At 61.0% G+C, this 24,865-nt stretch carries 18 protein-coding genes and 4 pseudogenes; 10 read left to right on the top strand and 12 right to left on the bottom strand.

The window, feature by feature from the left end:
- Nucleotides 1-13 precede the first annotated feature (13 nt).
- A complete protein-coding gene (locus tag ACLIKD_RS16275) occupies nucleotides 14-1,027 on the bottom strand; it encodes an aminoglycoside phosphotransferase family protein (protein WP_428825872.1) in 1,014 nt (337 codons plus the stop codon).
- An 87-nt stretch (nucleotides 1,028-1,114) separates the two neighbouring features.
- On the opposite strand from ACLIKD_RS16275, the gene ACLIKD_RS16270 reads away from it, so the two are divergent.
- From ACLIKD_RS16270 to rsmA, 4 genes are read left to right on the top strand one after another with little or no spacing between them, the layout of a single operon-like run.
- Nucleotides 1,115-3,652: an LPS-assembly protein LptD gene (locus tag ACLIKD_RS16270; RefSeq protein ID WP_428825871.1), complete on the top strand. Its 2,538-nt coding sequence runs from the start codon at nucleotides 1,115-1,117 to the stop codon at nucleotides 3,650-3,652.
- 5 nt (nucleotides 3,653-3,657) lie between these two features.
- Nucleotides 3,658-4,965 carry a peptidylprolyl isomerase gene (locus tag ACLIKD_RS16265; RefSeq protein WP_226417286.1) on the top strand — a complete coding sequence of 436 codons (1,308 nt, stop codon included), beginning with the start codon at nucleotides 3,658-3,660 and terminating at the stop codon, nucleotides 4,963-4,965.
- Nucleotides 4,965-5,960, top strand: a complete 996-nt coding sequence (pdxA, locus tag ACLIKD_RS16260) for a 4-hydroxythreonine-4-phosphate dehydrogenase PdxA (protein ID WP_428825870.1) — start codon at nucleotides 4,965-4,967, stop codon at nucleotides 5,958-5,960. The genes ACLIKD_RS16265 and pdxA overlap by 1 nt, the downstream gene beginning before the upstream one ends.
- The gene (gene rsmA / locus ACLIKD_RS16255) at nucleotides 5,957-6,724 is read left to right on the top strand and encodes a 16S rRNA (adenine(1518)-N(6)/adenine(1519)-N(6))-dimethyltransferase RsmA (protein WP_226471690.1); all 768 of its coding nucleotides are present in this window, start codon (nucleotides 5,957-5,959) and stop codon (nucleotides 6,722-6,724) included. The genes pdxA and rsmA overlap by 4 nt, the downstream gene beginning before the upstream one ends.
- Nucleotides 6,725-6,804: 80 nt before the next feature.
- Here the strand turns inward: rsmA and ACLIKD_RS16250 are convergent, their stop codons facing one another.
- From ACLIKD_RS16250 to ACLIKD_RS16220, 7 genes are all read right to left on the bottom strand, one after another.
- Nucleotides 6,805-6,996, bottom strand: coding sequence for a YgaP family membrane protein (locus tag ACLIKD_RS16250; RefSeq protein WP_226417283.1), 192 nt, complete (start codon nucleotides 6,994-6,996; stop codon nucleotides 6,805-6,807).
- Nucleotides 6,997-7,069: 73 nt separating this feature from the next.
- Nucleotides 7,070-7,744 carry a Crp/Fnr family transcriptional regulator gene (locus ACLIKD_RS16245; RefSeq protein ID WP_428825869.1) on the bottom strand — a complete coding sequence of 225 codons (675 nt, stop codon included), beginning with the start codon at nucleotides 7,742-7,744 and terminating at the stop codon, nucleotides 7,070-7,072.
- Between the two features lies 1 nt (nucleotide 7,745).
- A complete protein-coding gene (xth, locus tag ACLIKD_RS16240; RefSeq protein WP_428825868.1) occupies nucleotides 7,746-8,510 on the bottom strand; it encodes an exodeoxyribonuclease III in 765 nt (254 codons plus the stop codon).
- Between the two features lie 129 nt (nucleotides 8,511-8,639).
- On the bottom strand, nucleotides 8,640-9,152 hold the full coding sequence (locus ACLIKD_RS16235) for a glutaredoxin family protein (RefSeq protein ID WP_428825867.1): 513 nt from the start codon (nucleotides 9,150-9,152) through the stop codon (nucleotides 8,640-8,642).
- A gap of 19 nt (nucleotides 9,153-9,171) precedes the next feature.
- Nucleotides 9,172-11,226 (bottom strand): M3 family metallopeptidase, encoded by a 2,055-nt coding sequence (locus ACLIKD_RS16230; RefSeq protein WP_428825866.1) that lies wholly within the window; start codon nucleotides 11,224-11,226, stop codon nucleotides 9,172-9,174.
- A 47-nt stretch (nucleotides 11,227-11,273) separates the two neighbouring features.
- Nucleotides 11,274-12,206, bottom strand: coding sequence for a phosphoribosylaminoimidazolesuccinocarboxamide synthase (locus ACLIKD_RS16225; RefSeq protein ID WP_226471686.1), 933 nt, complete (start codon nucleotides 12,204-12,206; stop codon nucleotides 11,274-11,276).
- Nucleotides 12,207-12,241: 35 nt separating this feature from the next.
- On the bottom strand, nucleotides 12,242-13,558 hold the full coding sequence (locus tag ACLIKD_RS16220) for a DUF3422 family protein (RefSeq protein WP_428825865.1): 1,317 nt from the start codon (nucleotides 13,556-13,558) through the stop codon (nucleotides 12,242-12,244).
- Nucleotides 13,559-13,818: 260 nt separating this feature from the next.
- On the opposite strand from ACLIKD_RS16220, the gene ACLIKD_RS16215 reads away from it, so the two are divergent.
- Genes ACLIKD_RS16215 through ACLIKD_RS16205 form a run of 3 tightly spaced genes read left to right on the top strand, consistent with a single transcriptional unit; the run spans nucleotide 13,819 to nucleotide 19,642 of the window.
- Nucleotides 13,819-16,392 (top strand): EAL domain-containing protein, encoded by a 2,574-nt coding sequence (locus tag ACLIKD_RS16215; protein ID WP_428825864.1) that lies wholly within the window; start codon nucleotides 13,819-13,821, stop codon nucleotides 16,390-16,392.
- Between the two features lie 45 nt (nucleotides 16,393-16,437).
- Complete coding sequence (locus ACLIKD_RS16210) at nucleotides 16,438-18,582, top strand: hemerythrin domain-containing protein (protein WP_428825863.1); 2,145 nt, start codon at nucleotides 16,438-16,440, stop codon at nucleotides 18,580-18,582.
- Nucleotides 18,583-18,598: 16 nt separating this feature from the next.
- The gene (locus ACLIKD_RS16205) at nucleotides 18,599-19,642 is read left to right on the top strand and encodes an ATP-binding protein (protein ID WP_428825862.1); all 1,044 of its coding nucleotides are present in this window, start codon (nucleotides 18,599-18,601) and stop codon (nucleotides 19,640-19,642) included.
- A gap of 214 nt (nucleotides 19,643-19,856) precedes the next feature.
- On the opposite strand, the pseudogene ACLIKD_RS16200 reads toward ACLIKD_RS16205, so the two are convergent.
- Nucleotides 19,857-19,979: pseudogene (locus ACLIKD_RS16200) on the bottom strand (IS3 family transposase); the annotation flags it as partial.
- 451 nt (nucleotides 19,980-20,430) lie between these two features.
- Between ACLIKD_RS16200 and ACLIKD_RS16195 the strand changes: the two are divergent.
- Nucleotides 20,431-21,564, top strand: a complete 1,134-nt coding sequence (locus tag ACLIKD_RS16195; protein WP_428825861.1) for an acyltransferase family protein — start codon at nucleotides 20,431-20,433, stop codon at nucleotides 21,562-21,564.
- Between the two features lie 89 nt (nucleotides 21,565-21,653).
- Nucleotides 21,654-22,409: pseudogene (locus ACLIKD_RS16190) on the top strand (IS5 family transposase).
- Nucleotides 22,410-22,494: 85 nt separating this feature from the next.
- Here ACLIKD_RS16190 and ACLIKD_RS16185 read toward each other — a convergent pair.
- Together ACLIKD_RS16185 and ACLIKD_RS16180 are read right to left on the bottom strand one after the other, a co-directional pair.
- A pseudogene (locus ACLIKD_RS16185) lies at nucleotides 22,495-22,881 on the bottom strand (transposase); the annotation flags it as partial.
- A gap of 261 nt (nucleotides 22,882-23,142) precedes the next feature.
- A pseudogene (locus ACLIKD_RS16180) lies at nucleotides 23,143-23,268 on the bottom strand (transposase); the annotation flags it as partial.
- Between the two features lie 238 nt (nucleotides 23,269-23,506).
- Between ACLIKD_RS16180 and ACLIKD_RS16175 the strand changes: the two are divergent.
- On the top strand, nucleotides 23,507-23,728 hold the full coding sequence (locus ACLIKD_RS16175) for a hypothetical protein (protein ID WP_428825860.1): 222 nt from the start codon (nucleotides 23,507-23,509) through the stop codon (nucleotides 23,726-23,728).
- 10 nt (nucleotides 23,729-23,738) lie between these two features.
- Here ACLIKD_RS16175 and ACLIKD_RS16170 read toward each other — a convergent pair whose 3' ends face one another.
- Entirely contained in the window at nucleotides 23,739-24,728 is a 990-nt protein-coding gene (locus ACLIKD_RS16170; RefSeq protein ID WP_428825859.1) for a LysR substrate-binding domain-containing protein, read from the bottom strand.
- Nucleotides 24,729-24,865 lie beyond the last annotated feature (137 nt).

Genomic DNA, 24,865 nt, shown 5'->3' with positions numbered 1-24,865 from the left:
CTAACAACTCGCTTCACCGTCTGATCCCCTCCTGCAGGGTGTTGCCTTCCAGCGCATCGAGCAGATTGAGCAAGGGTTTCAGTGCGACGTAGCGGCCGGCCGTCTTGCGCGCATAGTTCATGAAGCGCGGCAGGTCTTCGCTGTATTTTTCCTTGCCGTCGCGGTACTTCAGGCGGCAGAAGATGCCGAGCACCTTGAGGTGGCGCTGCAGGCCCATCAGTTCGTAGTCGCGCCAGAAATCGCCGAAGTCGGCACGGACCGGCAGGCCGGCGGCGCGGGCTTTTTCCCAGTAGCGGACGACCCAGTCGATTTCCTGCTCTTCTTCCCAGGAGATGAAGGCGTCGCGGAAGAGGGAAACGACGTCGTAACTGATCGGACCATAGACGGCGTCCTGGAAGTCGATGATGCCCGGTGTCAGGCGGGCGGCGCTTTCGACAACCATCAGGTTGCGCGGCATGAAATCGCGGTGCACGAAGACCTTGGGCTGGGCCAGCGCCGAGTTGATGAGGAATTTGAAGGTTCGGTCGAGCATCGATTTTTCGTCATCGCTCAACAGGTAGCCGCGATGACGGCCGATGAACCATTCGGGAAAAAGGTCGAGTTCGCGGCGCAGCAGGGTGGCATCGTAGGGCGGCAGCGTGCTCGCCTTGGAGGCAAGTTGCCACTTGACCAGCACGTCGAGTACCGGGCGGATCAGCAGGTCGGCCAGGCTGAGGTCGGCATTCAGGGCGTCGAGATAGCCGATGCGGCCGAGATCGGTAAGAACCAGAAACCCGTTGTCGAGATCCTTGTCGAGGACGCGCGGGGCAGCCAGGTCAGCCTTGGCGAGCAGGCCGGCGACGTGGATGAAGGGCTGGCAGTCCTCTTTGTCGGGCGGCGCGTCCATCAGGATGCGCGTACTGCCGTCCGGCCAGGTCAGCCGGAAATAGCGGCGAAAGCTGGCATCGGCCGAGGCCGGAGTGATCTGGACGGACTGTCCGGGAAAACGACTGGCAACCCAGTCTGTAACAAGTTGATCGCGCGACATGTGCCTGGGGTGGGTTCGTTGTAAAATGGCGCGATTTTAACACTCGGGCATCGGCCATTCCGGTCTGGCCCTTTGCTGATTGCCCAGATGACCGGTTTTGCCCGCCGTCCGCTTGCCTTTTTCGTTTGTTGCCTGTTCGCCGGAATGCAGGCGAGTCACGCAGTCGACGCGGCGCATCTGCCGGTAATCCAAGGTGTGGCCGGTGATTTGCCCCCGGCCGGCGAAGCGATCACGGTAATGCAGCTGGCGGCTAACGATACTCCGGTGCGTTTGCGCACCGAACGCAAGTTCAATGTGCTCGGCAAGTCCAAGGCGGCGCGCTTGCCGGGGGTTGGTGTCGAGAATCCCGTCGAGTTGAAGAAAGACGATAGCTACCCGATGTTTCTGGTTGCCGACCACATCGAGGGGCGGACCAACGAAATGGCCGAGGCGGACGGCGATGTCGAATTGCGCAAGGCAGGCTCGCTGCTTTTTGCCGACAAGCTTGTCTACTGGCCGATCGAAGACGAAGTCGATGCGACTGGCAATGTCCGTTTGCTGCAGGAAGGGACCGAGCTAACAACGCCGCATCTGCGGATGAAGCTGGCCGAGCAGATCGGCTTTGCCGATAGCGCCGATTATTACATCGTCAAGGAAGTGGCAAGCAAGCTCTATCGGCCGCAACAGACGGTGGTTACCGCGGCGAGCAGCAATGTCGTGTCGGCTGGTGCGCCGATGATGCTGAACGTACCCAACAGCTATGGTTTGCCGACGATCGCGCCAGCTAGTCGCCTGTCGACAGCGAGCGGCCATGCCGAACGCGCCGATTTTGAGGGCGAGAACCAGATCAACCTGACCAACGCGACCTACTCGACCTGCAAGCCCGGCCAGACGGACTGGTATCTACAGGCCTCGGACATGCACCTCGACTATGATCGGAATGTCGGCGATGGCAGCAATGTTTCGTTGTGGTTCAAGGATGTTCCGATCTTCTATTCGCCGCTGGCTTCCTTCGCTCTGAACAATCAGCGCCGTTCCGGCGTGCTGCACCCGGTTTTCTCAACATCGACTCGAAATGGCTTCGACGTCGCCTTGCCCTACTACTGGAACATTGCGCCGAACTACGATGCCACCTTCTACCCGCGCTACATGAGCAAGCGCGGCTTCCAGATCGGGGCCGAAGGGCAGTATCTCGATGCGAATTACCGCGGAATAACGCGTCTGGAGTACATGCCCAACGACGAGATCGAGAATCGCCGTCGTTACGCCTACAACATTCAGCACCAGCACAACCTCGGACGGGGCTTTTCGGCGGCAGTAAACTGGCAGGAAGTGTCCGACGATCGCTACTGGGAGGATATGTCTTCCCGCCTGTTGCAAACTGCGCAGACCCAACTGCCTCAGCAGCTCACGCTGGCTTATGTGCCGTCGCCATGGTTGCAAACGACGACCCAGTTGCTGCGCTATCAGACCTTGCAGCCGGACCCGCTCAACCCGATTGTCCGGCCCTACTTTCTTGAGCCGCAAATCAATATCGTCGGCTACCGGCCGAATGTGCTGAAGACCGATCTCAGCATGATTGCCCAGTTCTCGCGCTTCACCCACCCGGACAAGGTTGCCGGCGACCGCTTCGTTCTTTATCCGCAAGTGTCGCTGCCGATCGTCCATCCGGCCTTCCAGATTACGCCCAAGGTCGGCGTGCATATGACCCGCTATGCGCTCGATCAGCAGCTTGCCGGTGAACCGACCAGTATCAGCCGCACTTTGCCGATTTTTACGCTCGACTCGACGGCGATTTTCGAGCGCGAGAGCAAATGGCTCGATACCGACTATATCCAGACGTTGGAGCCGCGCCTCTATTACGTCAATATTCCGTACAAGGACCAGAGCAAGATTCCGGTGTTCGATGCCGGTCTGTCCGACTTCAATTTCGCCCAGATTTTTGCCGAGAACCGTTACAGCGGTTATGACCGGATCAACGATGCCAATCAGCTGACGGCGGCGCTGACCACCCGTCTGCTCGATGCCAGTACCGGTGTCGAGCGCTTCAAGGCGATGATCGGCCAGCGCTACTATTTCAAGCCGCAACGGGTCACCATTCCCGGCGAGACCCGCCGCGCCGAAGATTTCTCCAACCTGGTGGCGGCGGTCAACGGCCTGGTCTTGCCGAAGACCTACGCCGATGCGGCCTGGGAGTACAACTATCGCGACGGGGCCAGCGAGCGGCTGTCGGTCGGCGCGCGTTACCAACCGGATTTCGGCAAGGTGTTGAGCGCCAGTTACCGCTACACGCGCGACCCGCTGACCAGCAAAGGCCTGGTCGACCAGATCGATATCGCCGGCCAGTGGCCGCTTTCCGCCAACTGGTATGCTGTCGGTCGTTACAACTGGTCGCTCAAGGACAGTCAATTGCTCGAAGCCATTGGTGGTGTCGAATACAATACCGGCTGCTGGGCGGTGCGCGTTGTCGCCCAGCGCCTCGAGGCCGTTTCCGGTACACCGAGTACCAATGTATTCTTCCAGCTCGAGCTGAGCGATTTTGGCAGTATCGGCTCCAATCCTCTCGGCCTTCTCCGGCGCAGCATTCCAGGCTACGGGAAAACCAACGAGTTGCCCGTCAGTAGCAGCCTGCTCACCCCACAATGATCACCATGCCCAAACTTATCAGTCGTCTGCTTGCCTTGATCTTCAGTCTCAGTGTCTTTCTCGGCACTCCCGTGCAGGCCGCACCGGACGAGCCGGTCGAGGCCGACCGCATTGTCGCGGTCGTCGGCAATGAGGTCATTACCTACTACGAGTTGCGCAGTCGCCTGGAATCGGCGCTCAAGCAGCTGCAGAAACAGGGTACGCCGCTACCGCCGCAGGATGTGCTGGAGCGCCAGATGCTCGAGCGCCTGATCATGGACCGCGTGCAGTTGCAATATGCCCGCGAGAGCGGTCTGCGCATCGATGATGCCCAGCTCGATCAGGCGATCAATCGGATTGCCGCCAATAACAAGCTGTCACTGCCGCAGTTCCGTCAGGCGCTGGAAAAGGACGGCATCGAGTACGCCAAATTTCGCGAGGAAATCCGCAATGAACTGACCACGGTTCGCCTGCGTGAGCGCGAAGTGGACAGCAAACTGGTCATTTCCGACGGAGAAATCGACAACTATCTGGCGAGCCAGGTGGCTACCGGCGGCAATGAGGAGTACGAGCTGGCGCACATTCTGTTGCGCGCGCCCGAGTCGGCCAGTCCGGAGCAACTGCAGAAACTTCGCCTGCGCGGCGAACAGGCACTGGCGCGGGCGCGCGCCGGCGAGAATTTTGCCGTCCTGACGGCGGCCTTTTCCGATGCCCCCGATGCATTGCAAGGCGGCGCCCTCGGCTGGCGGCCACTGGATCGTTTGCCGGCGCTTTATTCGGAGGTGGCGGCTCGCTTGCCGGTCGGTGAAGTCAGTGAGCTGCTGCGCTCGTCGGCTGGTTTTCATATTGTCAAATTGATCGCCAAGCGCGGTGGCAGCGCGCCGGCGTCGGTCCAGCAAACCAAGGCTCGCCACATCCTGGTGCGCATCAATGAAGTGGTTTCGGAAAGCGAAGCCCGCCGCAAGCTGGAAAATGTGCGCGAGCGCATCGTCAACGGTATCGATTTTGCCGAACAGGCCCGCCTCTACTCGCAAGACGGTTCCGCCGCCAAGGGCGGCGATCTCGGCTGGCTGAGCCCGGGCGATACGGTACCCGAGTTCGAGCGGGCGATGGATGCGTTGAAGCCGGGCGACCTCAGCCCGGTCGTTCAGTCGCCTTTCGGCATGCATCTGATCCAGGTTCAGGAGCGTCGCGAGCGTGATGTCTCGGTCGAGCGCCAGCGTGGCGTCGCCCGCCAGGCCCTGCGCGACCGCAAACTTGATGAGGCCTATCAGGACTGGCTACGCCAGATGCGCGACCGCAGTTACGTCGAAAACCGCCTCGAAGAAAACTGATGCGGCCGATCATTGCCGTGACCAGCGGCGAACCGGCCGGCATCGGCCCGGAGCTGTGCCTGCGGTTGGCCGGCTACGCGGGCGATGAGCATCCGGTCATCCTGGGCGACCGCTCGCTGTTGGCCGAACGGGCGGCAAGCCTCGGGCTCGACGTCAGCCTGCGCGATTATTGCCCGAGCAATCCGGCAGACCGGAGTGTGCTCGATGTCCTGCATGTTCCGCTCGCCGTGCCGTCGGGGGCCGGCGTGCTCAACGCCGCCAACGGCGCTTATGTGCTCGCCCTGCTCGATCGCGCGCTGGCCGGTTGTCAGTCCGGTGAATTTGCCGCGATGGCCACGGCGCCGGTGCACAAGGGGGTGATCAACGATGCCGGCGTGCCTTTCACCGGCCATACCGAATATCTCGCGGAAAAAACCGCGACGCCGCGCGTCGTCATGATGCTGGCCGGCAACACCGAACGCGGCCCGCTGCGTGTCGCGCTGGTTACCACGCATCTGCCGCTGAAGGAGGTGCCGGCGGCGATTACGGCCGAGGTTCTGGAGCAAACGCTGCGCATCCTGCATGCTGATCTGCAGCAGAAATATGCGTTGGCCCAGCCGCGCATCCTGGTTGCCGGGCTCAATCCGCATGCCGGCGAAGGCGGTTATCTGGGCCGCGAGGAAATTGAGATCATCACGCCGGTACTCGAAAAACTGCGCGCGACGGGTATGCAACTGATCGGCCCGCTGCCGGCCGACACGATGTTCACGCCGCCGATGCTGGCCCGGGGCGACGCCGTCCTCGCCATGTTCCACGACCAGGGACTGACCGCTCTCAAATACGCCACTTTCGGCCACGGCATCAATGTCACGCTGGGATTGCCGATCATCCGCACGTCGGTCGACCACGGCACCGCGCTGGAACTCGCCGGCACTGGCCGCGCCGATCCGGGCAGCCTGTTCGAAGCAGTCGCCGAAGCGGCCCGCATGGCCACTGTAAAGGTACACACCCCATGAAAGGCCACGTCGCTCGCAAACGCTTCGGCCAGAATTTTCTTGTCGACCACGGCATCATCAATGCCATCGTTTCGGCCATCGATCCGCAGCGTGGCGATACTGTCGTCGAGATCGGCCCCGGCTTGGGGGCGATCACCGAGCCTCTGATGGCCCGCCTCGATCATTTGCATGTCGTCGAAATCGACCGCGACCTGATCGCCCGGCTGAAGACTCAGCACCCACCAGCTCGCATGACGATCCACGAAGGCGACGCGCTGGCTTTCGACTTCGCCACTATCGGCAAGGATCTGCGGCTGGTCGGCAATCTGCCCTACAACATCTCGACGCCGCTGCTCTTCCATCTTGCCGAGTATGTCGGCATCGTCCATGACATGCATTTCATGCTGCAGAAGGAAGTTGTCGAGCGGCTGGTGGCGGTGCCTGGCGAAACCGACTTCAGCCGGATATCGGTGATGCTGCAATACCGCTTTCACCTCGAGTGGCTGATCGACGTGCCGCCGGAATGCTTCGATCCGCCGCCCAAGGTTCAATCGGCCGTGGTCCGCCTGATCCCCAAGGATGTTTCAGAACTCACCGCGAAAAGCCAGGCCAAGCTGTCGCAGGTAGTCCAGACGGCCTTCTCGCAGCGCCGCAAGATGCTGCGCAACACGCTGAAAGGCATGCTCAGCGATGCCGGATTTGCCGAGCTCGGCATCGATCCGACCCGTCGGGCTGAAGATATTCCGGTCGAAGGCTATGTCCGCATTGCCAACTATCTGAGTTAACCTCAAGGGATACCATCGCCCGCGTTTCGCAGGTGACAAAAAGCCCCGCCGCGGCGGGGCTTTTATTTGCTGTGGCCGAATTACTTCTTCATCGGGCAGGTCTTGATGCCGAACAGCGAGTAGGCCGGGCACCAGCCCATCAAGCCGGTGGCGAGCGGGACGATGCCGATGTAGCCCCAGACCGGCAGCATGCCGGCTGCCGTGGCGCCGATCAGGCCGAGGCCAACGACGATGCGCAAAATTTTGTCGATGCCGCCAACATTGGTTTTCATGATGTGTTCTCCGTCGATTAGTGGGTACGGGCCGGACTTTAACGATGGTTGATGACTAGGTATGTAACCTCAGTCACACAAGCGCCATCTTCTGCAGGCCGGCACGGTCAACGATGCTCAGTTGCTCCCGGCCGAGTGTGACCAGCCCCTGGGCGGAGAACCCCTTGAGCAGGCGGCTGACGATTTCACGGACGCTGCCTAGTTCGTCGGCCAGTTGCTGGTGCGTGACATTCAGAACGGCTTCGTTGCGGGCCAGCAGCAGCTTGGCCAGTCGCTGATCGAGGCGGGCGAAGGCGACTTCCTCGACCAGTTGCATCAGTTCTCCGATGCGCTCGGCGAACAGGTGAAAGACGAAGTCGCGGAATGGGGCGTGCTCGAGCATCAGCGCCGCGAAGGCCGGTACCGGGAGGGCAAGCAGGGTGAGCGGTGTTTCGGCGATGCCGCGCGCGTTGTACTCGGTATGGCCGAGCAGGCAGCTCGAACTGATGATGCACGAGCCACCGGGTCCGACGCGGTAGAGCATCAGTTCGCGGCCGCTGGCGGCCAGTTTGACGACCTTGATGCGGCCTTCGAGCAGCAGCGGAAAGCCCTGGCACGGCTGGTGTTCGGCGAAAACCGCGGTGCCGGTCGGCAGATGCATGATGGCGCCGGGTTGAAGCAGCGCGGCCAGACGCTCGGCCGGCAAACCGGACAGGGCCGGGTAGAGGTTCAGCAGCCGTTGCGGTTCGACCGCGGCAGTCGGCGCCATGTCAGCTGACGATCGCCCAGGCCGGTGCATGGTCGGACGGGCGTTCGCGTTTGCGCGGGGCACGATCGATGCCGGCTGCCGTGCATTGCTCGGCGAGCGGTTTCGACAGCAGGATGTGGTCGATGCGCAAGCCGAGGTTCTTCTGGAAACCCAGCATCCGGTAGTCCCACCAGGAGAAGGTCTTTTCCGGTTGCTCGAACAGCCGGAAGCTGTCTTCCAGCCCGAGGCCGCACAGGCGCTGGAAAGCGGCGCGCTCGGGGGGGGAGACCAGGATGCAGTCGGCCCAGCGTTTCGGGTCATGGACGTCGCGGTCGTCCGGCGCGATGTTGTAGTCGCCGCACAGCGCCAGTCGCGGGTGGCTGGCCAGCTCGTCGCCCAGCCAGTCGGCCAGGGCGTCGAGCCAGCGCAGCTTGTAGTCGTACTTGTCGCAGCCGACCTCCTGGCCATTCGGCATGTAGGCGCAGACGATGCGCGTGTCGCCGACGGTGCCGGTAATCAGGCGTTTCTGTTCGTCGGGAAAGCGCGGGTTGCCGCACAGCACATCGCTGATCGGCTGACGGGCGAGGAGGGCGACGCCGTTGTAGGTCTTCTGGCCGGAAAAGGCGACCTGGTAGCCGGCCGCCTCGATTTCGGCGCGCGGAAAGTTCTGGTCTTCCAGCTTCAGTTCCTGCAGGCACAGCGCATCCGGCTGTTGCTCGGCGAGCCAGTCGAGCAGATGTGGCAGGCGGACTTTCAGCGAATTGACGTTCCAGGTGGCGATTTTCATATCTTCGGAATCAGAGAGTCGGCAGACGATTCTGCCAAGACGAATGGCCGGTGCCATTCGTCTTTATAACGGGTAACGGGGAGCGTGCCGCGGTCGTCGATGCGGTCGATTAATACCGCCCTGTGGCGGTTACGGCGCCGCCGCCGGTTTTGCTACCGGGGTCAGGCCACCTGACGGCTTGCTGCCGTAGGCGGCGGTTTTCGGATAACCGGCCAGATCCAGCAGGTTATCGTAGGCGCCGGCTTCGAAGCCGCGGACCCGCTGATTGCCGACCTTCACCGAGGGGACGAAGACGTCGCCGACCAGCTGCTTCAACTCGTTGGCATCGGCTGCCGACTGCAGCATCTTTTCACTGAACGGGACGCCCCGGCCATTGAGCAGATCGCGCGCCTGCTTGCATTCGCTGGCGCAGTCGGCCGAAGTGTAGAGCGTCACCGGGAAGGCTTCCATCGCCTTCTTGACGGCGAATGGCAGGTTGTCGCCGGTTTCGGCGGCGTCGCCGGTCTTGGCGACGCTCTTGACCTTGCCGGGCGGCGGGGTGTCGGAAATGACGGTTCGACCGGCCGGGTCGACCCAGCGATAGGTCTGGGCCGAGGCGCAGACGCTGGTTAGGACCAGACACAGTACGAGCAGGCGACGCATGGTTTTCCCCCTGGGCAGCTTAGGCCGCAATCATACCGCTATGGCGGAGCAGCGCGTCAACGCTCGGCTCGCGACCGCGGAAGGCCTTGAACGACTCGATGGCCGGGCGCGAACCGCCGACCGACAGGATCTCGTCGAGGAAGCGTTGGCCGGTCGCCGCATCGAACGGATTGCCGGCTTCTTCAAAGGCGGCATAGGCGTCGGCCGAGAGAACTTCCGCCCACTTGTAGCTGAAGTAGCCGGCGCCGTAACCGCCGCCGAAAATATGCGAAAAGCTGTTCGGGAAACGATGCCATTCGGGCGGCAGCAGCACGGCGACTTCGCGGCGCACCTCGTCGAGCAGCTGCATGACGCTCTGCGGGCCGGCCGGGTCGAAGCTCGAATGGAGCAGCATGTCGAACAGCGAGAACTCGATCTGGCGGACCGCCATCATGCCGCTCTGGAAATTCTTGGCGGCCAGCATCTTGTCGAACAGGGCGCGCGGCAGGGTGGCGCCGCTATCGACGTGGGCCGTCATGCCTTCGACGACTTCCCATTCCCAGCAATAGTTTTCCATGAATTGCGACGGCAGTTCGACGGCATCCCATTCGACGCCGTGGATGCCCGAAACGCCCAGTTCCTCGCCGCGCGTCAGCAGATGATGCAGACCGTGGCCGGTTTCGTGGAACAGCGTGGTCACTTCGTCGTGCGTGAAGGTAGCCGGCTTGTCGCCGTTCGGGCGGGCGAAGTTGCAGTTCAGGTAGGCGATCGGCTTCTGGATGCCGCCGGCCGTCCGCCGCCGCGACCGGGCTTCGTCCATCCAGGCTCCGCCGCGCTTGGTTTCACGGGCGTAGAGGTCGAGGTAGAACTGGCCGACCAGTTCGCCGGCCGGCGTTTCCAGGCGGTAGAAGCGGACGTCCTCGTGCCAGGTCGGCGCGCTATCGGGCTTGACCTTGACGTTGAAGAGGCTCTCGATGACCTTGAACAGGCCGCCCAGCACCTTCGGTTCGGTGAAGTACTGCTTCACTTCCTGTTCGGAAAAAGCGTAGCGTTTTTGCAGCAATTTTTCCGAAACGTAGGCCGCATCCCATGGCTGGAAGTCGTCCAGGCCGAGTTCGTCCTTGGCGAAGGCGCGCAGTTCGGCGATGTCCTTGGCGGCAAACGGCTTGGCCTTGGCCGCCAGTTCGCGCAGGAAGGCCAGCACCTGTTCCGGCGTGTCGGCCATCTTCGGCGCCAGCGAGACTTCGGCGTAATTGGCGTAACCGAGCATCCGGGCTTCCTCGCGGCGCAGTTCGAGAATGCGCTGCATGATCGGCGTGTTGTCCCATTCCGGCTTGCTCGTCCCGTCGTTGAATTCGGCGGCTCGGGTCGCGTAGGCGCGGTACATCCGGGCGCGCAGTTCGCGATTGTCGGCGTACTGCATCACCGGGCCGTAGGATGGCGCCTGCAGGCTGAAGCGCCAGCCATCGACGCCAGCCTTGACGGCGGCGGACTTGGCCGCCTCCAAGGCGTCGTCAGGCAGACCGGCGAGCAGCGCCGGGTCGGTGATGACTTCGGCGAAGGCGTTGGTCGCGTCGAGCAAATTCTCGGCGAACTTGGCGGCCAGGCTGGAGAGCTCTTCCATGATCGCCTGGAAACGCGGCTTCTGGTCTTCCGGCAACTCGGCGCCGCTCAGCCGGAAATCGCGGACTTCGTTGTCGACGACCTTCTTCTGTTCGACGCTCAGCGTGGCGTACTCGGCGCTGGCGCGCAGGGCCTTGTACTTGTCGAACAGTTTCAGGTTCTGGCCGAGCTCGGCGTAGAAGCGCGAGACCTCGGGCAGCATCTCGTTGTAGGCCTCGCGCCAGGGCGGCACGTCGTTGACCGAATGCAGGTGGCCGACAATGCCCCAGGCCCGGCTGAACGGCTCCAGCCCCTCGGCCAGCGGGCCGGCGAAATCCCGCCAGGTGGCTGGCGTGCAGTCGGCCGTCAGGCGTTCGATCAGGTCGCGGCCGGCGGACAGCAGCGATTCGATGGCCGGTTTGACGTGTTCCGGCTGAACGGTGTCGAAACGCGGTAGGTCGGAGAAGTCGAGCAGGGGATTGTGGTTTGTCATGGGGTCCGGGCAATGAAAAAGGGCGGTGTGAGCCGCCCGATGTTGTTTTAGAGGGTTTTGCCGGTCAGGCGTTCATACGCCTCGATATATTTGGCGCTGGTCCGCGCGATGACATCGGCCGGCAGCTTCGGGCCGGGGGCGACTTTGCCCCAGTCCAGCGTTTCCAGATAGTCGCGGACGTACTGCTTGTCGTAGGACGGCGGGTTGCTGCCTTCGGCGTACTGATCGGCCGGCCAGAAGCGGGAGGAGTCCGGGGTCAGCGCTTCGTCGATCAGATGCAGCGTACCGGCCGCATCGATGCCGAATTCGAACTTGGTGTCGGCGATGATGATGCCGCGCGTCGCCGCATAGACGGCGGCTTCCTCGTACAGGCGGATGGCAGCGCTACGGGCTTCGGCACAGAGGTCGGCGCCGTTCTTGCCGGTGCCCTGCAGCGCGTCGGCCAGCGTCGCGGCGCAGTTGGTCTGGGCCTGGGCGAAGGAAACGTTCTCGTCGTGATCGCCGACCTCGGCCTTGGTGGCCGGCGTGAAGATCGGGCTGGGCAGCTTGGCGGCCATTTTCAGGCCGGCCGGCAGGGCAATGCCGCAGATCGCGCCGGTCTGCTGGTAATCCTTCCAGCCGGAACCGATGACGTAACCGCGCACCACGGCTTCGATCGGCAGCGGCTTCAGGCGCTTGACGACGACGGCGCGGCCACGCACCTGGTCGCGCTCGTTGTCGGCGACGACCGATTCCGGATCGATGCCGGTCAGCTGGTTGGGCACGATGTGGCCGAGCTTTTCAAACCAGAAGTTGGCGACGGCCTGCAGCACTTCGCCCTTGCGCGGAATCGGGTCGGGCAGGATGACGTCGAAGGCGGACAGGCGGTCGGTGGTGATGATCAGCAGCTTGTCGGCGTCGACCGCGTAGATGTCGCGAACTTTGCCCTTGGAGAGCAGTGGCAGGCTGGTGATGGACGACTGAAAAAGAGGTGCGGTCACGGCAATGTTCCCGAAGGCAAAACGAGCATTATAAATTATTGCGCGGCTTCGCCTTCTTCGGCGGCCAGCTTCTTGCGCAATCGGCGGGTACCCCAGGCGACCAAGCCGGCAATGACCGGGATCGAGAGGGCGGTGATCACGTCGGTCGACTGGTGGTGCAGATCCTTGGTGCCCTTGGCCAGATACTGCACCAGTTGCGAACCGTAGTAGGTCAGCACGACCACCGACAGGCCTTCGACGGTTTCCTGCAGGCGCAGTTGCAGCCGGGCGCGGCGGTTCATCTGCGAGAGCAGTTCCTGGTTCTGGCGCTCCAGTTCGATATCGACGCGGGTCCGCAGCAGCTGGCTGTTGCGGGCGACGCGGCCGGACAGTTCTTCCTGGCGCCGGCTGATCGCTTCGCAGGTGGCCATCGCCGGCACCAGCCGGCGCTGCATGAATTCGTCGATGGTCGGCAGGCCGGGAATGCGCGTCTCGCGCAGTTCGGCAATGCGCTGCGACACCAGGCCATGGTAGGCGTTTGCCGCGCCGAAGCGGAAGGTGGTGCGGGCCACCGAACGTTCGACTTCGGCCGCCAGCTTGGACAGGCTGGCCAGCACGGTGCGTTCGTCTTCCGGCGTGTGGGCCTGGCCGATGTGGTCCATCAGGTCGGCCAGCTGTTTTTCGGCAGAGTAGAGCCAGCCGGCCACTTCCTTGGCGACCGGCAGGCCGAGCAGGGCCATCATCCGGTAAGTCTCGATCTCGACCAGGCGCTGTACGGTGCGCCCGGCCTGGCGCTGGGTCATGCCGGTATCGAGGACGAGGAAGCGCGAGAAGCCGTTGTCGATCTTGAAGTCGGTGAATACCCAGGCATTGCCGTCGGCGACCTGCGCCGCAACCATCTGGCGGCCGCTCGGGCTGAGCTTGGCGAGGACCGAGTCCGGGCTGATTTCATCGGTCGAGCGCAGTTCGACATGCGTCGCAACGATCAGTTTGCCGGGAATGGCCGACATCCATTCCGGATGGACGGCATCGAAGGCCGTCGCGTCGGGGTCGAGCACGCCGCCGACCGGCAGCGGGCGGAAAAACGTGTAGCTGGAAAACTCCGTGTGCATTTCCCAGCGCAGCCGGAAGGAGCCGGCGTCGATCATCTGGTGGGCGTCGGAGCTTTCGATCGCGTTGCACACCTGGGACTGGGTCAACCGCGTCAGGTTGTCGCGTTCCTCGGCAATGCTGTTGCGACCGCGCTTGAATACCAGGTGTGAGACGAGTTGCGCGTCTTGCAAAGGGATCGGCGGCCGGGCATGGAATTCGTTGTTGAGGCGCTGCCGGAGCGGATGCTCTTCCAGTTCGGAAATCGTGAATCGCGGGTGCATGGGCGGTGGTGGGCAGGTTGGTCAGCGCAAGGCGGCTGCCCGGATTCTAGCATTGCGTTTCGCTGGCCAAATGCTTGTGGCGCAGCCCTGCCCATCGGCTGGCGGAAATGATCAAAAGGCGGCTGTTGCGTTGTATGCTGCGCAATCGACCGGCGTGTTCCGGCGATCATCCGTTGGCCAATGCGCCGGTCTGAAATCATCGTTCGGGGCAAAGTGGTTGAAACTTTTCGAGCTGCCTGAAGAATTGCGGAAGGAGATTCATGGTTCCTGACAAGTTGGTCGACTCCGCTGCCGCTCCGCATCCTTCGGGGGATTCGCCAGGCCATGCCGATTCGGCCATTGAACAGGCGCTGCTCGATGCCATTCCGGCCAGCGTCGCGCATATCGATGGCGGCGGTCGCATCGTCGCCGTCAACCAGCGCTGGGCGGCTTCGGCCAGCGGCAATTGCCTGATCCCGGCCGGCAGTGTGCCGGGGAGCGATTACCTGGCCCTCTGCGAGGGCATGCCGGCCGGCGAAGCGGCGCTCTATCTGCGGGAAACCCTTGCCGGCAGCCGGGAGAGCGGCAGCTTTGCCTATCCCAGCGATGGGCCGGATGGGCGGCGCTGGTTTCGCGCCCATTTCGCTGCTTTGGCCGTGGCCGGCGAACGGGGGGCGCTGGCGATGCTCGCGGATATTACCCACGAGGTGCTCGCCGAGCAGAAACTGTTCGACGTGGCGCATTTCGACGCCCTGACCGGCTTGCCGAATCGCCTGCTGTTTCTCGATCGGCTGGGCAACGGGCTGGCCCAGGCCCAGCGCCTGCACAAGAGTGTCGCGGTGCTGTGCATCGATGTCGATCGTTTCAAGGTAATCAGCGATTCCCTCGGCCGCGCCGCCGGCGATCTGCTCCTCCAGGGCGTCAGCCGGCGCATCGCCGACGGTCTGCGGCACAGCGATACGCTCGGCCGGCTCGATCAGCAGAAATTCGCCGTGATGGTCGCGGAAGTTGGTCTGGGCAGCGATGCCGGGGTAGTTGCCCGCAAGCTGATGGCCTTGCTCGAACAACCCTTCGAGATCAACGGACAGAAGGTTTTCGTCAGCGCCAGCATCGGTATCGCGCTGGCGCCCGGCGATTCCGACGAAGTCGAAACGCTGCTCGGTTTTGCCGATACGGCCATGCGCCGGGCCCGCGACGCCGGGTGCAACACCTTCCGCTACTACACGGCCAGCATGAACGAGGGCGCGCTGGCCCGCCTCAGCTTCGATAGCGACCTGCATCAGGCGCTGGCCGGGAACGAGTTCGAGTTGTTCTACCAGCCCAAGGTTAGCTGTAGCAACGGTGACATCGTCGGTCTCGAAGCCTTGCTGCGCTGGCGTCACCCGGTGCGCGGCCTGGTCATGCCGGACGATTTCGTGCCGGCCCTCGAGGAGAACGGCTTCATCATCAGCGTCGGCCAATGGGTGTTGCGGGAGGCCTGTCGCCAGCTCAAGCAGTGGCACGATCTCGGCTTCGGCCGGCCGTCGGTCGCCGTCAATCTCTCGGTGTATCAGCTGGAAAGCAGCGAACTGGTCGCCAGCGTTCGCGAAGCGCTCGCCGTCAGCGGCCTGCCGGCCGATTGCCTCGAACTGGAGGTGACGGAAAGCGCCTTGCTGCGCAATGTCGAGCGGGTCAATGCAATCATGAACGAGTTGCGCCGGCTCGGCGTGCGCTTTTGCGTCGAGAATTTCGGCACCGGCTATGCCAGCGTTTCGTATCTCAAACGCTTTCCCCTCGACGCCATCAAGATGGGCTGTTCGGTGATCCATGACATCACGGCCGAGGCCGACGACGTCTCGATCACCCGGGCGGTGATCGGCATGGCTCACAACCTCAAGCTCAAGGTCATTGCCCAGGGTGTCGAGACGGAAGGGCAACTGGCCCTGCTGGTCGCCAATCACTGCGATGAAATCCAGGGCTATTTCTTCAGCCACCCGCTGCCCGCCGCCGACATTGAAAAGATACTGGCCGACCGTTGTGCGATGCCGGCACTGCCCGCCGCGCCCAGCCAGCGCGAGCGGACCATCCTGATCGTCGATGACGAGGAGAATATCCTCGCTTCGTTGCGCCGCCTGCTGCGCCGTAACGGCTACCGGATCCTGACGGCGACCGGCGGCGAAGCCGGCCTCGAACTGCTGGCGGTGAACGAGGTCGATGTCATTCTCTCGGATCAGCGCATGCCGGGCATGATGGGCGTCGAATTCCTGCGCCGCGTCAAATCGCTGTACCCGCAGACGGTGCGGATGGTGCTCTCCGGCTATACCGAACTGCAGTCGATCACCGATGCGATCAACGAAGGTGCCATCTACAAGTTTCTGACCAAGCCCTGGGACGACGAGCTGCTTCGCGCCAACATCGAGGAGGCTTTTCGCTACAAGGAAATGGCCGATGAAAACCGCCGCCTCAGCGGCCAGGTACAGGCGGTCAATACCCAGCTGGCCGAGGCCAATGGCCGGCTGCTGCAGACGCTGGGCGAGAAGGAGCGACGCATCGAGCGCGATGAAATGACGCTGGATATCGCGCAGGAGGCATTGCAATGCATTCCGTTCCCGGTGCTCGGAGTCGATGACGAAGACCTGGTGGTCTTCGCCAACATCGAAGCCGAACGCTTGCTGGGGGGCGGCAACCCGCTGCTCGGCAGCGCGGCGAGCGATTGCCTGCCGGCGCCCTTGTTCCGGTTGCTGCAGGGGAACGACGGCGATGCCGTCGATTGGGTCGCCGGCCGCGGGCCGTTGCGCGCCTTGTATCGGCGGATGGGGCCGCGCCATGCCGAAAGCCGGCTGCTGATTATTTTTCCGGTCACGGTGGGCGGCTGATGATCACCCGCTCGCCCGCCCTGGCTTGAGGTACTGAGGAACGCGATGGATACTTTCGTCTGGAATGAGCGCTACCTGACCGGCGAGTCCGTTGTCGACGTCGAACATCAGGAGCTTGTCCGCATCATCAACTGGGTGGGCAACCTGCAATCGGCTGAGGCTGCGGCCGACGAGGTTGAAAAGGTGCTCGGCCATCTGGTGAGCTATGCGGTCATCCACTTTTCCCACGAGGAAGAGTTGATGGCGCAATCCGCCTGCGACGAGCGCCACGTCACGCTGCACAAACGCATCCATCGGGATTTCGCGCAGCAGATCACCAACATGCGCGCCATCGATACCGGTCAGGCCGATACCGAGTTCCTGCTCCGTTTTCTGACCAACTGGCTGGCCTATCACATCCTCGGCACCGATCAGGCGATGGCCCGCCAGATCCAGAGCATCCGCGGCGGCATGGCGCCGCAGCAGGCCTACGAAACCGAGCAGGCCAGGGTCTCCGATCCGGCCACGGCCAGCCTGCTTGACGCGGTTCATTCCCTGTATGGGGTGATTGCCGGCCGCAACCAGGCGCTGATCGACCTCAATCGCCAGCTCGAACAGCGCGTCGAGAAGCGGACGCAGGCGCTGTCCCAGGCCAATTGCGAGCTGGTGGATGAACAGGCCAAACTCAAGGCGGCGCTGGCGACCATCGAGGCGACCCAACACCAGTTGGTCGAGTCGGAGCGCAAGCGGGCCGGACTCGATGCGCAGCGGGCCTTGCAGCAATTGCTTACGCAGATCGTCGATGGCGATCCGGTGCCGACCTTTGTGATCAACGCCGAGCACCAGGTAACCCACTGGAACAAGGCCTGTGCTGCGGTAACCGGCCGGCCGGCGGCGGAAATGCTGGGCAGCAAGCGGCACTGGACGGCCTTCTATCCGAACGAGCGGCCGATCATGGCCGACCTGATTGTCAGTGGCGCGCTGGATGCCGGGTTCGAACAGTTGTACCCGGGAAAATTCAGGCGTTCACCGCTGATCGACGGGGCGTTCGAAGCCGAGGCATTTTTTCCGCACTTTGGGGAAAGCGGCCGCTGGTTGTTTTTTACGGCAGCGCCGCTGCGCAACGCCACCGGCCGCATTGTCGGGGCCATCGAGACGCTGCAGGATGTCACCGAGCGCCATGGTGCCGAGGAGGCCTTGCGCGCCCATCAGGCACACCTCGAACATATGGTCGAACAGCGCACCGCCGAGTTGCGCGAGGCCAATCGCCAACTGGCCGAGGACAATGCCCGGCGGGAAAGGGCGGAGGCCGAACTGCTGCGGCGCAATAGCGAACTGACCCGGCTCAACGAGCAGCTTTCCACCGCCCGGGAACAACTGGCGCAGTCGGAAAAACTCGCCTCGATCGGCCAACTGGCGGCCGGCGTTGCCCACGAGATCAACAACCCGATCGGCTACGTGTATTCCAACATCGGCGCCCTGGAAAAGTACATCGCCAGCCTGTTTCGCATTCTCCAGGCCTACGAAGCCGTCGAGACCGACGGCACGACCGAGCAGGGAGCGATACTTGGTGCGCTGCGCCAGGAAATCGACCTGAACTTCCTGCGCGAGGACATTCCGCTGCTGATGGACGAATCGAAGGAAGGGATCACCCGGGTCAAGAAAATCGTTCAGGATCTGAAGGATTTCTCGCGGGTGGACAGTTCCCAATCCTGGCAGCGGGTCAATCTGCACCAGGGGATCGATTCGACGATCAACATTGTGGCCAGCGAAATCAAGTACAAGGCCGACATCGTCAAGCATTACGGTGATCTGCCCGAGGTCGAGTGCCTGCCCTCCCAGCTCAACCAGGTCTTCCTCAACCTGCTGGTCAATGCGGCGCATGCCATGGGGCCGGAGCATGGCAGCATCACGATTACCACCGGCGTGAGCGGCGACAGCGTTTGGCTGGAATTTGCCGATACCGGCAGCGGTATTCCGGAAAGTATCCGGCAAAAGATTTTCGATCCGTTTTTTACCACCAAGCCGGTCGGCAAGGGCACCGGACTGGGTTTGTCGCTGTCGTATGGCATTATCAGGAACCACCATGGCAGCATCGAACTGGAGAGCGAAGTCGGCAAAGGCAGCACTTTCCGGATTACCCTGCCGATTCGCCATGATGCGGAAGGAGATCTGACGATGCCCAACCCGAACGCGGAGAGCCGGCCATGAGGCGGGGGCGCTAGCCATGCATCGCTTGCTGGCCCGCCAGTTGAAGCGGCAGTTCGGGAGCCTGTACGACATCCCGGACGGCCTGACCGATTTCATTGAGGCGATTGACCAGGCTTACGGCAAAGCCGACGCGGATTTTGCCCTGCTGGCCCATTCGCTCGACGAGATGTCCCGCGAGCTGAACGAACGTAACGATGCCCTGCGCCGGGATCGGGATGCGCAGGCGGCGATGGCGCATCGGCTCGAGGAAGCGCAAAACCAGCTGGTCCAGTCGGAAAAAATGGCATCGGTCGGCCAACTGGCGGCCGGAGTAGCCCACGAAATCAACAACCCGGTCGGCTACATCAATTCCAATCTCAATACCCTCGGCGTTTACGTCGGCGAACTGCTCGAACTGCTCGCCGGCTACGAGGCCAGCGAATCCGAGTTGCCGGCGGCGCAACGCCAGGTCCTGCTCGCCCTGCGCGAAAAAATCGACCTGCCGTATCTCAAGAAGGAATTGCCGGCGCTGCTTGGCGAGTCGCGGGAAGGCATCGGCCGGGTCACGAAAATCGTCAATGACCTGAAGGACTTTTCCCATAGCGACAAAGGCGTGTTCACCTGGGTCAACATTCACCACGGGCTGAACTCGACGCTCAACATCGCGACCAACGAGATCAAGTACAAGGCCGATGTGCTCAAGGATTACGGCAATATTCCGGACATCGAGTGCCTGCCGTCGCAGCTCAACCAGGTCTTCATGAATCTTGTGGTCAACGCCGCCCAGGCGATGGACGGGGCAAAGCGCGGGACGATCACGGTACGCACCCGGCAACTCGATGCCGAAACGGTGAGCATCGAAATCGCCGACGATGGCAGCGGCATCGAAGAGAAAAATCTGCTCCGAATCTTCGACCCGTTTTTCACCACCAAGCCGATCGGCAAGGGGACGGGCCTGGGCCTCGCGTTGTCCTACGGCATCATCCAGAAACACCACGGCAGCATCCACGTCGCAAGCATCGCCGGTCAGGGCACGACCTTCCGTATCTGCCTGCCGATCAGCCAGCCGGTTCAGGCGTGATCGGGTATTTCTCGGCAAACCACCTAATCGGTCTGCCCGGCACGGGGTTTTCCCTTAAATAACTGGTACAGCAATTCGGCGACAGCAACTATTGCGAAGCCAAATGCAGTGCTTTGCAGCGAGAGACTGAATATTCCGCTCAGTACTATGACTGCACCTATCAACCTCACGCCTTGAAGAGCGTAGGCAAGTGGTTTTTTCCAGAACGGAAGTGTTGAAATTTCCAAGCGTCTTGCTGCCTGCCATTCCTTCCTGCTTTGGCGCGGCCTCGCAAGGCGGCAATCGCCACCTTGGTTTTGAACTCCGGCGAGTGATTCCGCCGTTTCCTTCTCGTCATGCTCTTGCTCCTCAATCAAGTCGCTAGACAGCTGTTGGTGAAGCAAGGCTATCACTTGTCTTGTTGTCCGAATTTCCGTGGCCGGCTCTGAGAATCTGGGCGCGCAGGGTTGCGGGTGATTTTGAAGCTATGGGTGACTGCGCCTAAGTTTATGATTTTACGATTGTTTATAGATGCACAGAATATCGAGTTACCAACTCTTTTTAATCCGTTGGTCGCGGGTTAAAATCCCATACAGCCTACCAAATCATCAATATAAACTTGGACTTCCAACCGGAAGTCATTTTTTAAGCGTCTTGCGCCGCAATTTTGAAGGTGCTCCGATCATGCGTAGCACTCGAAGTGCTAAAACCGCTGGCTTTGAAGTCCTTGATGCACCTTGGACTGACTCTCGTGCATCCATAGCCATATAAATATTGGCGACCCGAATACGTCACTGAAAAGAAATATATTGAACAAGAAAAACGAAGAAATTGAGGCATTACGAGGTCTGGCAGTGATCGCGGTGCTCATTGGCCATATCGGCAATCTCATTTACTGGAACCCCCAGATCAGTATTACTCTTTCTCCGTATGGCCTAGGCGCGGGTGTCGACCTATTCTTTTGCATTTCCGGCTACGTCATCACCAAAGCTTATTACGAAGCAATGCGACGCTCGGCCACGCAGGGCGATTTATCCTTCGGTCGTACTGTCGGGGTATTCCTTCTGCGGCGTCTCTTCCGCATCATGCCAGCTGCTCTAGCATGGCTTTTCATCGTTTCTGCTTGCTCTGTTTGGTTCAACCAGACTAACTCGTTTGGTACGCTTGCTGGCAATCTTGGCGACCTTACTGCCGTCGCTCTGAACATATCGAACTACCATTTTGTAAATTGTTACCTTGGCAGCCATGCTTCTCCGTCATGCGGTAACAACGGCGTTTACTGGAGCATCTCGCTTGAAGAGCAGTTCTATTTGGTCTTCCCGCTGTTCGTGTTCATGAAAAAATGGTGGATTGCGCTGCTGACCGCGTGCGTAATAATCACCATGATCATGATAGATCGCACGCTTCTCGTTTGGTTTACACGCGTGGATGGCCTTTTGCTAGGCGTTTGCTTGGGCTTTTTAAGTGACCGGCCATGGTATGGAAAAATAAGTCTCGGTAGCAACAGATTCCTTTCGGCTGCAATGATGATAGCCGCCTGCTGGGCAGCTCTAGTGATGCCATCTCTACCTTGGCCAGCGCTCTACCCGGAAGCAACAACGCTCATTTGTTTGGCCATGGTGGCGCTTGCAAGCTTTGACAAAGGCTATGCGTTCGGAAGCGGGCGTGTCAGAGACATCTTCGCCTATGTGGGTAGCCGTTCATTTTCACTTTACTTGGCGCACAACCCTACGTACTGGCTTATGAGAGAGTTCGCGGGGCGTAGTGGGGCATTGAATGAGCTGAGCATACCGAAAAATAATGTTCTATATACGATATTGGCTTTAATGCTTTTGCTCCTTCTATCAGAAGTCAGCTTTCGAATAATCGAGGTGCCGTTTCGCAGCAGGGGACGGACAATTACGGCGGGCGGGAAGGTTAAGGCATCTTCAGTGCCGGCTTAACACCGGGCTCAGTGTCCGATCGCTCGGTCGGCTCGTTAGACAGTTCCTTAGAGGCTGTTCGCAATCATTTGCCTGTCGTAAACTGGGGCATGAGAAAGAGATACCCCAGCGACATTAGCAAGGAAGCATTCGAAGAAATCAGGCCGCTACTGGAAAGTGTGCGCAAGCAGACCAAGCCGCGGACGATAGATTTATACGAGGTGTTCTGCGGCGTGCTGTATTTGCTGAAAAGTGGCTGCCAGTGGCGGATGTTGCCGAGTGAGTATCCGAAATGGCGAACGGTGCACGCCTACTTCGCCAAGTGGAGCGAGCCTGGTCCAGACGGTTTCAGCGTCCTGGAGCGGGCTTTAAAAAAATGTGGTTGGCGAGGCTCGTACAAGACAGGGGCGCAAATCCTCGACGAGCTTTTTGATCGTCGACGCACAGAGCGTCAAGAATACCGATAGTGCCGGCGAGAAAGGCTACGACGCCGGCAAGAAAGTATCGGGAATCAAGCGCCACATTGCAGTCGATACCCAAGGCTTGCCCCATGCGATCGTCGTCACGACGGCCGATGTGACAGACCGCAAGGGAGCATTGCTTGCGCTCGGCCGTTGCGCTGATGATTTACAAGCCGTTCAGCGTATCTTGGCCGATGGTGGATATGTCGGTCAGCCATTTGCCCTGGCCGTTGAAGAACTGCTCGGCGCTCAGGCTCAAATATGCCTCAGCGCTGGGTGATGGAGCGATCATTCGCCTGGATCGAGAAGTGCCGCCGTTTATGGAAAAACTGCGAGCGCAAGCTCAATAGCAGCCTACAGTTCATTCACCTCGCCTTCCTCGCGCTTTTGCCCAGAAGATCGTGAACAGCCTCTTAGTCGCGGTATGTTAGTTCCGCAATCCGACCTCGATGCGGAGCGTGTCCGGAATTTTGTGTAAACGGGGTTCAGGTTAAAGGTCGTTCATCCGGTCTTCGAACTGGATGGTAAAGCGAGTCAGCGCTGCCTTCCAATCCCGAATTGGCATTGTCCATTTTCGGCTGATGTTGCGCAGAGCCAGATAGAATAGTTTTATTAGTGCCCCGTCGCTCGGGAGCGAGCCTCTGTTCCTGGTGATCTTGCGCAAGCTGATGTTCACCGACTCGATTGCGTTGGTCGTATAAATGACTTTGCGAATCTCTGGCGGGTAGTCGAAGAACGGGATGATTCTCAGCCAATTCCGACACCAGGACTGGCTGATGGGTAGATAGGCATCGTCCCATTTGTCCTCGAACTCTCCGAGCATTTGCTCAGCCTCGTCCGCCGTGGCGTAGGTGTAAATCAGCCTTGGGTCGTAAGCACCCGGCGAAGTCATCTGTTAATTCAGGGCTTAGACCGTGAAGATAGTGTCCACTAAAAACGATGGTGGACACTATGGGAATAGAGATGCCAAGCCGCCGCAGGCGGAACCATACAGAAGAGTTCAAGCAGGCGGTGATCGCAGCCTGTTGCAATGCTGGTGCAGCCTCACCAGCATTGCACTGGCTAATGAGCTCAATGCAAATCAGGTCCGTCGCTGGATGCGGGAATGAGGCATGGAGCCGCCGAGCCGTAGCCTGCCGATCTGGTTGGGATGGACATCAAATTGCTGCGCCAACTCGGCCAGCGTCTTGTCGCCTCGCAAGGCGGCAATCGCCACCTTGGCTTTGAACTCCGGCAAGTGATTCCGCCGTTTCCTTCTCGTCATGCTCTTGCTCCTCAATCAAGCCGCTAGGCGGCTGTTGGTGAAGCAAGGCTATCACTTATTCTGTGGTCCGAATTTCCAGGCCCGGCTCTGACTGCTACCGGCGGTGGTTTTGCCGGTCCGGCCCCGGCTATTCCTCGTCCTTCGGTTTACTCGAACTGTTTAGCGGATTTTCATCTATCGGATTTTTGTCGCCCTAAAGTAGGATGGCTCTTCCGATGACTAGAGGAGATTCAAGCGAATGAAGATGACCACTTCTATTGAGCGCGGCACTGAATATCTTTGCATCAAGCTGGGGGCTGCCGTCACCGCCATTCAGCAGGTGGCCGTCGTCAAAGGACTCCCGATGTGGGAGGTTGAACGCAAGATGGGTTCAGGGGCCAAAAAACGTTTGATCGTCTCGGCGCGCGCCCTTCTGCCCCTTGTCGCTCCAGGCAATGCCTGCTTGCAGGGAGCGCAATAACCGGCAGTGTTTACCGTGCCACGCTCGGCGCGGCGTTCGGCAGGTCGCCTGGGTTTGCCTTGAGGCGAAGCAGGTAACTGCCGAACTCCTGCTCCAGGTTCGGGGCGGCGTGGTCGAGCAGGAAGTTGCGGAATTTCTGGCCGGCCGGCAGCAGGCGCTTGCTGTTCATATGGACGACATACCAGGTGCGTTCGATCGGCGTGCCGATCACGTCGAGCAGGCAGATTTCGCCGGTCTTCAGTTCGAGCGGCAGCGTATGCAGCGAGAGCAGACTGATGCCCATGCCGGCCATCACCGCCTGCTTGATGGTTTCGTTGCTGCCCAGGCTGATCGTTCGGGCCGGCGTGAACAGGTGATTCCTGAACATTTCCTCGGCCACCCGGCGCGAGCCGGAGCCTTCCTCGCGCAGCAGAATGGTTTCGTGGCGCAGCTCATGAAGGTCGAAACGCCGGGCGGCGCCCAGCGGGTGTTCGGCCGGGGCGATCAGGACGTAGGGGTGGCTGGCCAGCGGTTCGGCGTGGGCGTCGATTTCGACCGGCGTCCGGCCCATTACGGCGAGATCGATGGCGTTGTCCTGCAGTTTCTGGAGCAAGGCCTCGCGGTTGCCGACGGTGAATTGCACTTCGACGCCCGGATGTTCCTGGGCGAACTTGGCGAGCAGTTTGGGCATGAAGTATTTGGCGGTGCTGACCAGGCCGACCGAGAGCAGGCCGGTTTCGGCGCCGAGCAGGCCCTGCAGGTTGGCTTCGGCATCCTTTATTTCACCGAGCACGCGCAGCGCGTGATGGACCAGCATTTCGCCCGCCCCGGTCAGCGCGACGCCGCGCCCCAGGCGTTCGAACAGCGGCAGACCGACGTTGTCTTCGAGCTGTTTCAACTGCATCGAGACGGCCGGCGGGGTCAGGTGCAATTCCTCGGCGGCGCGGGCATAACTCAGATGGCGGGCGGCGACGACGAAAATCTGGAGCTGGCGAAGCGTCAGGCTGCGAATGAAATTCACCGGGGTCGTTTCTTAAGAGTGATGTCGATTAATTAAGGCAGGGTTTAACTTTAGGCTTTGCTTCCGGGGATGGCAATGGCCGACGGGAAACGTCGGGCGAGCCGATGAAAAACCCCGCCGGAGCGGGGTTGCTTGCG

The sequence above is a fragment of the Azonexus sp. IMCC34842 genome (assembly GCF_050368855.1).
Taxonomy (GTDB): domain Bacteria; phylum Pseudomonadota; class Gammaproteobacteria; order Burkholderiales; family Rhodocyclaceae; genus Azonexus; species Azonexus denitrificans_A.
Note: the sequence above shows the minus strand (reverse complement) of the source record. Positions and strands in the feature narration are given on the sequence as shown.